An 11861-nucleotide genomic window follows, 5' to 3' on the forward strand; every position below is an offset into this window, starting at 1 on the left:
CTCGGCGGGCCATCGGATCACGCCATACAGGACAGTCAACGACATGGGATTCTTGAACGACAAGCGCGCCTTGATCGTCGGCGCCGCCAGCACTCGCTCCATCGCCTGGGGCATCGCCCAGGCCATGCACCGTGAAGGCGCCGAACTGGCGTTCACCTACCAGAACGACAAGCTGCGCGAGCGCGTGGAGAAGATGGCGGCCGACTGCGGCTCCAGCATCGCCCTGCCCTGCGACGTCGGCAGCGACGAGGAGATCGACTCCCTGTTCACGCGTCTGCGCGAACACTGGGACCATGTGGACGTCATCGTGCACTCGGTGGCCTTCGTGCCTCGGGCGGCCCTGGAAGGCGACTACCTCGAAGCGGTCAACCGCGATTTCTTCAAGATCGCGCACGACATCAGTTCCTACAGCTTCGCCGCGCTGGCCAAGGCGGGCCGCGGGATGCTGCGCGACGGCGGCGCCCTGCTCACCCTGAGCTATCTGGGCGCCGAACGCGCTATGCCGAACTACAACGTGATGGGGCTCGCCAAGGCAAGCCTGGAGGCCAACGTGCGCTACATGGCCCAGAGCCTTGGGCCGCAGGGCGTGCGCGTCAATGCGATCTCCGCCGGCCCCATCAAGACGCTGGCCGCCGCCGGCATCAGCGACTTCCGCCGCATGCTGGACCACGTGGAGCAAAACGCGCCGCTGCGCCGCAACGTGACCATCGAAGAGGTCGGCAATGCCGGCGCCTTCCTGTGCTCCGACCTCGCCTCGGGCATCACCGGCGAGGTGATGTACGTCGACTCCGGCTACAACACCATCGGCATGGGACCGCTGGAGTAAGCAACTCCGCGCTGCCGCCTCCCGGGGCGGCAGCGCGCCCGTTGTGTCCTTGCCTCGACTCAGACTTGGCGGGACCCCGAAGCGGCGTCCGAACCGTTCTGCAGTATCCCTTCCTCGCCTTCGCGCCGCGCGATCACCACCGCCCCACAGGAATCGCCGAACACGTTCACCGCCGTGCGGAACATGTCGAGCAGACGGTCCACCGCGAGGATGAGCGCGATGCCCTCCAACGGCAGCCCGACCGCCGCAAGGATGATGGCGATGGCGACCAGCCCGGCGGCCGGGATGCCGGCCACACCGATCGACGTGACCAGCGCGATCACCACCACCAGCAGCTGGGTGCCGAGACTGAGGTCCAGCCCGTAGGCCTGCGCAATGAACAGCACGGCCACGCACTCGTACAAGGCGGTGCCGTCCATGTTGACCGTGGCCCCGAGCGGCAGCACGAATCCGCTGGTTCGCTGCGACACGCCGGCGTTCTTCTGTACGCACTCCAGGGTCAGGGGCAGGGTCGCCGCCGAAGAGCTGGTGGAGAACGCAGTCAGCAGCGCCGGCGCCATCGCCCGATACTGCCGCCACGGATTGACCCGCCCCACGAAGTACATCACCAGCGGCAGCGTGATCAGGAAATGAATCGCGAGCGCGAGCACGACCGTCACGAAGAACAAGGCCAGCGGCCCGAAAGCCGCGAGGCCGGTTTCCGCCATTACCCGCGCCACCAGAGCGAACACCCCGAGCGGCGCGAACCGCAGCACCAGGTCGGTCATGCGCATCATGACGTCGAATACGGCCTGCCAGAAGTTGGTCAGCGTTTCCCGGTACGGGCTGTCGATCCGGGTCATGAAGAATCCGAACAGCAGGCTGAAAAAGATCAACCCCAGCAGCTGCCCCTGCGCCGCGGCGTCCACGACATTCGTAGGAATCATGCGCAGGAAGATCTCGGCCACCTCGCCCGCGCCGCGCCCTTCCAACTGCGCGACCACCGGACTGTCGACCTCCGCCTGTAAGCCCATTACCTCGCCTGCCGGACGGCCGTCCAGGGTTCCCGGCTCAATGAGGTTGACCAGCATCAGCCCGACCAGGATGGCGAACAGACTGGTCGCCAGGTAATACAGCAGGGTCTTGCCGCCGAGGCGGCCGAGCGCGCCGGAGGAGCCGATGCCCGCCATCGCGTTGATGATGGAAGCAAGCACCAGGGGCACGACCAGCATCAGCAGCGCGTTGAGAAACAGCGTGCCGACGAAGTCGAAGGCTTGGTGAAAGGTGACGCCGAACAGGCCGGCGTCGGTGCCGGCCAGCAGTCCCGCCGGCACGGCGAGCGCCAGCCCGATGAGGATTTGCCAATGTAGTTTCACGCGTCCCCTCTGGGCCCTGCGGTTTCCGAGCATCGGATCCGCCGACCCGCCGGCCGCGCGCTGTTTCCAGCGCACGGCCGGCAGGGACCGTCCGAGGCGCGTTACCGATCGTCTTCTTGTGCGTGGCGGCGAATCTCCGCCTGCGCCTTCAGGCTTTCGACGACCGCCCGGAACAAGCGGTTGCCATGCTCAGATGCCAGGGCGTCCTGCACGTCCGCGCGTTGCTCCGCGTCCGCCACGTCCCCGTCTTGCACGCGGTACACGCCCAGCACGACCGGGTCGCCGTTGTCGGCGTGGGTCATCGCGACGCTCGGCTCCCCTTCGGTCGGACGCGGCAAGGTGAACGCCCTGCGCACAACGCCGGCGGGCACCCCGGCCTCGTGACGCGTGACGCCCTCGGCGCGCTCCCAACCAAGCCCTTCGGCCGCGGCGACTTCGGCGGGGTCCTCCCCCGCCTGCGCCCGTTCGAGCATCCCCTGCGCCAAGGCCCGCGCCTCTTCGCGTGCTTTCTGCGAACGCAGCGCCTCGACAATGCGTTCCCGGACATCGTCCAGCGGCAGGGCCGCCGCGGGTTCGTGCTCGGCGACGCGCACCACGACCACCCGCTGCGGCTCGACCTCGATCGGTTCGCTGTTGTAGCCCTGCGCCAGCACATCGTCGCTGAATGCCGCCTGCACCACCCGACGGTCCTGCGCGATACCGGCGTCGCCACCGTCGCGGGTAATCCAGTCGGTTTCCTGGACCGTCAAGCCCAGCTGCTCGGCGGCCTCGTCCAAGGTGTCGGGCTGCTCGTAGGTGAGATTGGCGAGGCGCTCGCCGACGTCACGGAAGCGCATCTCCGCCCGGCGGCGCTGCAGTTCCGCGCGCAACTCGTCGCGCAACTCCTCATAGCTCGGCGCCCGCGGGCGCTCAATGGCGGTCACCTGGATGAGGTGGACGCCGAACTCGGTCTCGACCGGCTCGCTCACCTCTCCTTCGTCGAGCGCAAAGGCCGCCCTCTCGAAGCCCGGCACCATGTCGCCGCGGGCAAAGCTACCGAGATCACCACCGGCCTGCGCCGAACCCGGATCCTGCGAGTACTCGCGCGCCAGCTCGGCAAAATCCTCACCCGCAAGGATGCGTTCGCGCAGACCCTCCGCCTGCTCCAACGCTTGGCCCGGCTCATCGCCTGACAGCAGCAGGATATGGCGCGCGGCGCGCCGCTCCTCGCCGCCAAATTGCTCGGCGCGCTCTTCATAAAAGGCCCGCACGGCTTCCTCACTGACCTCGACGCCGCGCGCGACGTCGTCGATTGACAGTTCCAGGTAAGCGAGGCGGACACGTTCCTGCGTGACATACCGGCGCTGATTCGCCTGATAGTGCGCCTCGACCTCGTCGTCGGTCACTTGCACCTGGTCGCGAAAACGCTCGACCGGCACCACCGCGTAGCCGATGTCGCGCTGCTGTTCCTGTAGACGCATGAACGTTTGAAACTCGTGCGGCGTGCTAAAGGCCGTCGCTGCCACGCCCGCATAGAACTGCTCAAGCAGTACGTCGCCGCGCAACTGTTCTTCGAACTGTTCGGGTGTCAGTCGCTGCGAGGCGAGAAACTGCCGATAGCGCTCCGGCGAAAACGCCCCGTTCTCCCAGAACACGTCGAATCCGCGGATCTGGGCTGCGATCTGGGCGTCGGCCGTCCGGAAGCGCGCGTCGCGCAGCGCCTCCATCAGCACTCGACGCTCGATCATCTGCTCGAGGGTTTCCCGCCGCAGCTGCTGTTCATCGATCAGTTCCGGACGGAAATGTTCGCCGAGCATGGCCTGCAGGCGCTGGCGCTGCTGCAGGTAGGCGTTCTGCAACTCGCGCTCGGTGATTTCTGCGCCGTTGACGGTGGCCACCGCCACGGTCGCTTGGCGCTGAGCGTACTCGTGCACACCCCAAAGCGCGAAGGGAACAATGATGATGACGACGATGACCCAGCCAATCCAACCCTTGGCGGAGTCCCTGATGGCCTGCATCATGGCGACGCACTCTCCCGCCCGACGCACGCGGTGCGCCGAGCACAAAGTAAAAGGGGCGCCTGCTACGCGCCCCTGGTACTCGCTGTTGAATGGCGGAGTGGACGGGACTCGAACCCGCGACCCCCGGCGTGACAGGCCGGTATTCTAACCAGCTGAACTACCACTCCGCGTGGACACTGGTGGGTGCTGAGGGGATCGAACCCCCGACATTCGCCTTGTAAGGGCGACGCTCTCCCAGCTGAGCTAAGCACCCAAACGGCCCCGCCCAGGCGCTCTGCGCCTGAAGGGGTCCGGAGGGTGCGCTAGTTTACGGCATCCTTGAGGGCTTTGCCAGGCTTGAAGCTGGGGTTCTTCGCCGCGGCAATGTTGATGGTCTCGCCGGTGCGCGGGTTACGGCCGGTGCGGGCGGAGCGCTCACGCACCAGGAAGGTACCGAAACCGACCAGAGTAACCTGCTCGCCCTTCTTCATCGCGGCGGTCACCGCATCGACCATCGCATCGACGGCCCGCGCCGCAGCGGCCTTGGACAGATCGGAAGCTTCGGCAACGGCGTCAATCAGTTCAGCTTTGTTCACGGTTTTATCCCCTCTGCTGCTTATTATTCGCAAGGCCAAAAAAACACCGCCTGGACTCGGCGGCCGCGTGGTGGACAGTCGGTTTTATACCAACCGCCGGAAACAAGTGTCAAGCGGCATCCCGCGCCCCGCAACGAAGTTTGACGGACTTCGGACGAAACCGCGGAGCAGCGTGTCCCTGTGTCAACAAAGACGACGGACGCGGCGAACTCTCGGGACCGCAAAGACGAGAAAAGTGCGAGGAAACTCCATCAAAAAGGCGCGCAGCGGTGGAACTGGACTTCCGCTGCGCGCCTTTATCGGCTAGTGCGTGCTGATAGGACGCCCTTTCTTAGTTTTTCCTTCGCTCGACGGCGGCACATCGACCTCCCCGCTGTCTTGCGGCTCAGGCATGTGCTGTAGCGCCACCTGCAACACCTCGTCGATCCACTTCACCGGACGGATGTCGAGCTGCTCCTTGATGTTCTTCGGGATATCCGCCAAGTCGCGCTCGTTCTCCTGCGGGATGAGCACGGTCTTGATGCCGCCACGGTGCGCGGCCAGCAGCTTCTCCTTCAGCCCTCCAATCGGCAGCACCTCGCCGCGCAGCGTGATCTCGCCGGTCATGGCGACGTCGGACTTGACCGGGATCTGGGTCAGCACCGACACCAGCGCGGTACACATCCCCACCCCGGCGCTCGGACCGTCCTTGGGGATGGCCCCCTCCGGCACGTGAATGTGGGTATCGGCCTTCTCGTAGAAGTCGGGGTCGATGCCGAGCATGCGGCTGCGCGAGCGCACCACGCTCATCGCGGCCTGGATCGACTCCTTCATCACCTCGCCGAGCTGACCGGTGACCACGTGCTTGCCCTTACCGGGCATGAGGACCGCCTCGATCCTCAGCAACTCGCCGCCGACTTCGGTCCACGCCAAACCCGTCACCTGACCGATCTCATCGTGTTCTTCCGCTTCGCCGTAGCGGAAGCGGCGCACGCCGAGGTACTTGTCGAGGTTACGCGCAGTGACGCTGACCTTCTTGGTCTTGGGCTTGAGCAGGATTTCCTTGACCACCTTACGGCAGATCTTGGAGATCTCGCGCTCGAGATTACGCACGCCCGCTTCGCGCGTGTAGTACCGCACGATATCGCGCACCGCCGACTCCGCGATGGAGAGTTCCTCCTCGCTGAGACCACTGCCCTTGATCTGCTTGGGGATCAGGTAGCGCTGCGCGATGTTGACCTTCTCGTCCTCGGTGTAGCCGGGGATGCGGATCACCTCCATGCGATCCAGCAGCGGGCCGGGGATATTCATCGTGTTCGCGGTTGCCACGAACATCACATCCGACAGATCGTAATCGACCTCGAGATAGTGGTCGCTGAAGGTGCTGTTCTGCTCCGGATCCAGAACCTCGAGCAACGCCGACGCCGGATCGCCCCGGAAATCCATGGCCATCTTGTCGATTTCGTCAAGCAAGAACAAGGGGTTGCGCGTGCTCACCTTCGCGAGGTTTTGAATCACCTTGCCGGGCATGGAACCGATGTAGGTACGCCGGTGGCCACGGATCTCGGCCTCGTCGCGCACGCCGCCGAGCGACATACGCACGAACTTGCGGTTGGTGGAGCGGGCGATGGACTGGCCCAGCGAGGTCTTGCCCACGCCAGGGGGCCCGACCAGGCAGAGGATGGGCCCCTTGAGCTTTTGCACGCGCTGCTGCACGGCAAGGTACTCCAGGATGCGCTCCTTGACCTTCTCCAGGCCGTAGTGATCGGCCTCGAGCACGTCCTCGGCGACCGCCAGGTCATTACGCACCTTGGTCTTCTTCTTCCACGGCACGTTGACCAGCCAGTCCACGTAGTTGCGCACCACCGTCGCCTCGGCGGACATGGGCGACATCATCTTCAGCTTGTTGAGTTCGGTGGTGGCCTTGGTCTTGGCCTCCTTCGACATGCCGGCCTTCTCGATCTTGCGCTCCAGCTCCTCCAGTTCGTTGGGCGTATCCTCCATCTCGCCCAGTTCCTTCTGGATAGCCTTCATCTGCTCGTTGAGGTAGTACTCGCGCTGGCTCTTCTCCATCTGGCGCTTGACGCGCCCGCGGATGCGCTTCTCCACCTGCAGCAAGTCGATCTCGGACTCCATGAGTCCCATCAGGTGCTCGAAGCGCTCGCGCAGTTCGACGATATCGAGGATCTTCTGCTTCTCCTCGATTTTCAGCGACATATGCGCGGCGATGGTGTCCACCAGACGCCCCGGCTCGTCGATACCCGACAGCGACGTGAGGATTTCCGGGGGAACCTTCTTGTTCAGCTTGACGTACTGATCGAACTGCGCGAGCACCGACCGCGTCAGCACCTCCGCCTCGCGCTCGTCGATGGGCGGCGAAGCCACCAGAGCTACCTGGGCGTTCAGGAAGTCGTCGGCGCCCATGAAATGGACCACCCGCGCGCGCTGACTCCCCTCCACCAGCACCTTCACGGTGCCGTCCGGGAGCTTGAGTAGCTGCAGGATGCTGGAGATCGTACCGACCCGGTAGATATCGTCCGTGCCCGGATCATCCTGGGTCGCGTTCTTCTGCGCGACCAGCATGATCTGCTTGTCCTTCTCCATGGCGGCCTCGAGCGCCTTGATGGACTTCTCTCGACCGACGAACAGCGGGATCACCATGTGCGGGTACACAACCACGTCGCGCAGCGGCAACACCGGCATAACCGCGAGCTGATCCTCGATCACTTCGGACGCCTTGTCTTGCTGCTCCATCGGGAAACCTCGCTGGGAAACTGCGCCCCTGCAGAACGCAAGGGCACCGGGGTAGTTGGACGGCTGAGTATGAGGTTGGGCCGGCGCCGGGCGAATTCAAGACGTCCCGAGCGGCCGGCGCCCCCTCCGCCCGAGCCCCGACGCTACCGATCGTCGGAGGCGGCGCGCTGCTGCTCCGACCCCTCGTAGATCAACAGGGGATCGGATTCCTGCTTGATCACCGCCTCGTCGATCACGACCTTGGCGACGTTCTTCATGGAGGGTAGCTCGTACATGGTATCGAGCAGCACGCCTTCGAGGATGGAGCGCAGACCGCGGGCGCCGGTACGACGCGCCATCGCCTTCTGAGCCACCGCACTCAGGGCATCCTCGCGGAACTCGAGTTCGGCCCCCTCCATCTCGAAGAGCTTGCGATACTGCTTGCTGAGCGCGTTCTTGGGCTCGGTGAGGATCTGGATGAGCGCCGCCTCGTCCAGTTCCTCGAGGGTCGCGATCACCGGCAGACGCCCCACGAACTCGGGAATAAGGCCGAAGCGCACCAGGTCGTTGGGCTCCACGCCGTGCAGGACCTCGCTGGAGCTCTTCTTGTCTTCCTTGGTCTTCACCTCGGCCGCGAAACCGATACCGCCCTTCTCCGAGCGCTCGCGGATGATGCGCTCGAGGCCCGAGAAGGCGCCCCCGCAAATGAACAGGATGTTGGAGGTATCGACCTGCAGGAATTCCTGCTGCGGGTGCTTGCGCCCGCCCTGCGGCGGGACCGAGGCGATGGTGCCCTCGATCAGCTTGAGCAGCGCCTGCTGCACGCCCTCCCCGGAGACGTCACGGGTGATGGACGGGTTGTCCGACTTGCGGGAGATCTTGTCGATCTCGTCGATGTAGACGATCCCCGTCTGCGCCTTCTCGACGTCATAGTCGCACTTCTGGAGCAGCTTCTGGATGATGTTCTCGACGTCCTCGCCCACGTACCCGGCCTCGGTGAGCGTGGTCGCGTCAGCGATGGTGAACGGCACGTTCAACAGCCGCGCCAGCGTCTCAGCCAGCAAGGTCTTGCCGCTGCCGGTCGGTCCGATCAGGAGGATGTTGCTCTTGGCGAGCTCGACGTCGTCCTTCTTGAGGCCGGCCTCCAACCGTTTGTAGTGGTTGTAGACTGCCACCGACAGGACGCGCTTAGCGCGCTTCTGACCCACCACGTACTCGTCGAGGATCTGGTTGATCTCGCGCGGCGAGGGAAGTTTGCTGCGGGCGGTCGCGGCCGACTGCTCCTGCACCTCCTCACGGATGATGTCGTTGCAGAGGTCGACGCACTCGTCGCAGATGAAGACTGACGGCCCAGCGATCAGCTTGCGCACTTCGTGCTGGCTCTTCCCGCAGAAAGAGCAGTAGAGGAGCTTGCCGCTGTCGCCCGTGCCGTGCCTATCGTCGGTCATAGCCCTGCCTCGTCGCCTGGTCTGTTGCTTTCAACCTTTGCAGAGAACCGGCCTGTTTGGCAAGCCCGGAAATGGTGCGGGATTTCCGGGTGGAGACGGCCTCCTAGCGGGCCTCCGTGGAGCCCCCCCGCTGAGTCAATACCTTGTCGATGAGGCCATACTTCACGGCCTCCTCCCCATTCATGAAAAAGTCCCGATCGGTGTCCTGCTGGATCTTTTCCATGGGCTGGCCGGTGTGGTTGACCAGGATCTTGTTCAGGCGGTCGCGGATCTGCAGGATCTCGCGGGTGTGGATCTCGATATCGGCGGCCTGACCCTGGAACCCGCCCAGCGGCTGATGGATCATCATCCGCGAGTGCGGCAGGCAGTAGCGCTTGCCGGGGGCCCCGCCGGCGAGCAGCAGCGCACCCATGCTGGCCGCCTGGCCGATGCACATGGTGGTAACGTCCGGGCGCACGAACTGCATGGTGTCGTAGATCGACAGCCCCGCCGTGACGGCGCCGCCCGGCGAATTGATGTACAGATGGATATCCTTGTCGGGGTTCTCGGACTCCAGGAACAGGAGCTGGGCCACGACCAGGTTGGCCATGTGGTCCTCCACCGGGCCCACCAGGAAGATCACCCGCTCCTTGAGCAGTCGCGAATAGATGTCGTACGCGCGCTCGCCGCGCGCACTCTGTTCGATCACCATCGGGACGAGGCCCAGAGCCTCGATCTTGGCGCTGCCGTTATGGCTGAAATCAGTCACGCAAGTATTCCTTTATGCTTGGGCCGTCGCCTGAGGGTTCATGACCTCCTGGAAGGAGGTCGGCTGCTCGACGACGTCCGCCTGCTCGAGCGCCCAGTCCACCACTTGGTCTTCCAGGTTGGCCGATTCCAGGTCCGCCAAGCGCCCCTTCTCAGCATAGTACCACTTGACCACTTCTTCTGGATGCTCGTAGCTGGCGGCGGTGTTGTCCACCATCTCCCGCACCTTGGCCGGGTCGGCCTTGAAGCCCTGACGCTTGATGATCTCGGCGAGGATCAAGCCCAGCGCGACGCGGCGGGAGGCCTCGTCGCGGAACATCGAGGGATCCATCTTGACGTCCTCCGGCCGCGCGCCCTGGGCCACCAGCTGCTGGTGCATCTGCTGCGCGAGACGCCCGGCTTCGCCGTCGATCAGGGCCGCCGGTAGGTCGATAGCATTGAGTTCGAGCAGCTTGTCCATCACCGCCCGCTTGGCCTTGGCATGCAGCCCTTGATTGAGCTCGCGCTCCATGTTGCCGCGCACCTCGGCGCGCAGCGCGTCGGCACCGCCCTCGACCCCAAAGCCCTTGGCGAATGCCTCGTCTACCTCCGGCAAGCGCGACTCTTCCACGGCCTTGACCGTAACCTCGAACTGCACCGGCTTGCCGGCCACTTCCTTGAAGTGATAGTCCTCGGGGAACTTCAGATCCAGCGTGCGCGTCTCGCCGGCCTTGGCACCGATCAAGCCGGCCTCCAGACCTTCGATCATACGGCCCGAGCCGAGTTCGACCGGGACATCCTGGCCCCGATTGCCGGGGAAGTCCTCACCCTCGATGGTGCCGTTGTAGTCCATGACTACGCGGTCGCCCTCGGCCGCCGGCCGCTCCACCGCCTCGAAGCTGCGGCGCTGCTTGCGCAGGTTGTCGATCATGCGCTCGACGTCTTCGTCGGCCACCTGAGCCACCGACTTCTCGATCTTCACCCCCTCGAGCGGGGCCGGCTCGACCTCGGGATAGACCTCGAAGGTTGCCACGTAGCCGAACCCGCCATCCGCGTCGCCGCTCTCCTCCGGCTCGATGCTGGGGCTGCCGGCCGGGCGCAGCTTCTCCTGCACCACCGCCTCGTAGAAGGTCGACTGGACCACCTCGCCCACCACCTCCTGGCGCACCTGCGGGCCGTACTGGCGCTGCACCACGCCAAAGGGAACCTTGCCGGGGCGAAAGCCCTTGATACGCACCGAGCGCGTCATGCGCTTGAGGCGGCTCTCGACCTCCTGGTCGATACGTTCGGCAGGCACGGAGACCTTCATGCGGCGCGTGAGACCGCCGGTGGACTCGACAGAAACTTGCATTGCGTTCCCTCGTGGATCGGTGCTAGGCATTATGGTTGCGGTTCGCAAAGCGCGGACCGGTAACTGGTGCGAAAGGAGAGACTCGAACTCTCACGGGTTGCCCCACTGGAACCTAAATCCAGCGCGTCTACCAGTTCCGCCACTTTCGCAGGACGAAGCGATGATTATATCGGCAACGGCGGGGGCTTGTAACCCACACGTGCAGCGGGCTTGAGGGAGTCGAGCAACGGCGGGGGAGGCAGAAGCGGGCCTCTGGCAAGGCCTACCGGGGCGGCACCCGGATGGGAAAGTTGGTGGGCCGCATAGGAATCGAACCTATAACCTTGGGATTAAGAGTCCCCTGCTCTGCCAGTTGAGCTAGCGGCCCGGAAGGCGAAATTAGACCATAGCGGTCTTGGCGTTTCAAGCAGCCGCCAGACGCTGCGAGTGCCGACGAAAGATGGGGTGGCTGATGGGGCTCGAACCCACGACCACTGGAATCACAATCCAGGGCTCTACCAACTGAGCTACAGCCACCATTGAAACCGCGATTCTACTATTTGGCGCGCCCGGTAGGACTCGAACCTACTACCCTCGGCTTAGAAGGCCGATGCTCTATCCGGATGAGCTACGGGCGCCTGAACGCTGCCCGCCGCCGCCCCACCGGTACGCCGCGCGCCCGCGCCGGGGCCGCAGACTATGGTCGGGGTAGAGGGATTCGAACCCCCGACATCCTGCTCCCAAAGCAGGCGCGCTACCAGACTGCGCTATACCCCGCATACCTTCCGAGATTTTGCTCGGACCGCCAGGCGTGCGCAAGGTTGGCGATATTACGCGCGCGCCCGCGGCTCGTCAATGGCGCGATGCGCACCCGCCGAGGGTTGGCGCC

8 protein-coding genes and 7 tRNA genes are annotated in these 11861 nt (G+C 64.7%); 1 reads left to right on the plus strand and 14 read right to left on the minus strand.

Features of this window, described 5'->3' with window-relative positions; translation table 11 throughout:
- The first annotated feature begins 43 nt into the window (after window positions 1-43).
- Complete coding sequence (locus tag HUS23_01215) at window positions 44-826, plus strand: enoyl-ACP reductase (protein QKT02543.1); 783 nt, start codon at window positions 44-46, stop codon at window positions 824-826.
- 59 nt (window positions 827-885) lie between these two features.
- Here the strand turns inward: HUS23_01215 and HUS23_01220 are convergent, their stop codons facing one another.
- The 14 genes from HUS23_01220 to HUS23_01285 all read right to left on the minus strand — a co-directional run bounded on the left by HUS23_01220 (window position 886) and on the right by HUS23_01285 (window position 11749).
- Window positions 886-2214, minus strand: coding sequence for a dicarboxylate/amino acid:cation symporter (locus HUS23_01220; protein ID QKT02544.1), 1329 nt, complete (start codon window positions 2212-2214; stop codon window positions 886-888).
- Between the two features lie 68 nt (window positions 2215-2282).
- The gene (locus HUS23_01225) at window positions 2283-4181 is read right to left on the minus strand and encodes a SurA N-terminal domain-containing protein (protein ID QKT02545.1); all 1899 of its coding nucleotides are present in this window, start codon (window positions 4179-4181) and stop codon (window positions 2283-2285) included.
- A gap of 90 nt (window positions 4182-4271) precedes the next feature.
- Window positions 4272-4348 (minus strand) — tRNA-Asp (locus HUS23_01230).
- Window positions 4349-4358: 10 nt separating this feature from the next.
- Window positions 4359-4434 (minus strand) — tRNA-Val (locus HUS23_01235).
- Window positions 4435-4483: 49 nt separating this feature from the next.
- Window positions 4484-4756 (minus strand): HU family DNA-binding protein, encoded by a 273-nt coding sequence (locus HUS23_01240; GenBank protein ID QKT02546.1) that lies wholly within the window; start codon window positions 4754-4756, stop codon window positions 4484-4486.
- Window positions 4757-5059: 303 nt separating this feature from the next.
- Entirely contained in the window at window positions 5060-7489 is a 2430-nt protein-coding gene (lon, locus tag HUS23_01245) for an endopeptidase La (protein ID QKT02547.1), read from the minus strand.
- 143 nt (window positions 7490-7632) lie between these two features.
- Window positions 7633-8916: an ATP-dependent Clp protease ATP-binding subunit ClpX gene (gene clpX, locus HUS23_01250; protein ID QKT02548.1), complete on the minus strand. Its 1284-nt coding sequence runs from the start codon at window positions 8914-8916 to the stop codon at window positions 7633-7635.
- Window positions 8917-9019: 103 nt separating this feature from the next.
- The gene (clpP, locus tag HUS23_01255; GenBank protein ID QKT04921.1) at window positions 9020-9607 is read right to left on the minus strand and encodes an ATP-dependent Clp endopeptidase proteolytic subunit ClpP; all 588 of its coding nucleotides are present in this window, start codon (window positions 9605-9607) and stop codon (window positions 9020-9022) included.
- A 69-nt stretch (window positions 9608-9676) separates the two neighbouring features.
- Window positions 9677-10993: a trigger factor gene (locus HUS23_01260; protein ID QKT02549.1), complete on the minus strand. Its 1317-nt coding sequence runs from the start codon at window positions 10991-10993 to the stop codon at window positions 9677-9679.
- 64 nt (window positions 10994-11057) lie between these two features.
- Window positions 11058-11142 (minus strand) — tRNA-Leu (locus tag HUS23_01265).
- Between the two features lie 142 nt (window positions 11143-11284).
- Window positions 11285-11360: transfer RNA gene (locus HUS23_01270), tRNA-Lys, on the minus strand.
- A gap of 73 nt (window positions 11361-11433) precedes the next feature.
- Window positions 11434-11509 (minus strand) — tRNA-His (locus HUS23_01275).
- Window positions 11510-11533: 24 nt separating this feature from the next.
- A tRNA-Arg gene (locus HUS23_01280) sits at window positions 11534-11610 on the minus strand.
- A 62-nt stretch (window positions 11611-11672) separates the two neighbouring features.
- Window positions 11673-11749, minus strand: a tRNA-Pro gene (locus HUS23_01285).
- Window positions 11750-11861: the final 112 nt, after the last annotated feature.

This window comes from Ectothiorhodospiraceae bacterium 2226 (genome assembly GCA_013348725.1).
Classification (GTDB): Bacteria; Pseudomonadota; Gammaproteobacteria.

Bases quoted from the DNA above. Each gene is read 5' to 3' on its own strand.
- clpX (QKT02548.1), bottom strand. From the start codon at position 8,916: ATGACCGACGATAGGCACGGCACGGGCGACAGCGGCAAGCTCCTCTAC.
- lon (QKT02547.1), bottom strand. From the start codon at position 7,489: ATGGAGCAGCAAGACAAGGCGTCCGAAGTGATCGAGGATCAGCTCGCG.
- HUS23_01220 (QKT02544.1), bottom strand. From the start codon at position 2,214: ATGCTCGGAAACCGCAGGGCCCAGAGGGGACGCGTGAAACTACATTGG.
- HUS23_01215 (QKT02543.1), top strand. From the start codon at position 44: ATGGGATTCTTGAACGACAAGCGCGCCTTGATCGTCGGCGCCGCCAGC.
- clpP (QKT04921.1), bottom strand. From the start codon at position 9,607: ATGGTGATCGAACAGAGTGCGCGCGGCGAGCGCGCGTACGACATCTAT.
- HUS23_01260 (QKT02549.1), bottom strand. From the start codon at position 10,993: ATGCAAGTTTCTGTCGAGTCCACCGGCGGTCTCACGCGCCGCATGAAG.
- HUS23_01225 (QKT02545.1), bottom strand. From the start codon at position 4,181: ATGATGCAGGCCATCAGGGACTCCGCCAAGGGTTGGATTGGCTGGGTC.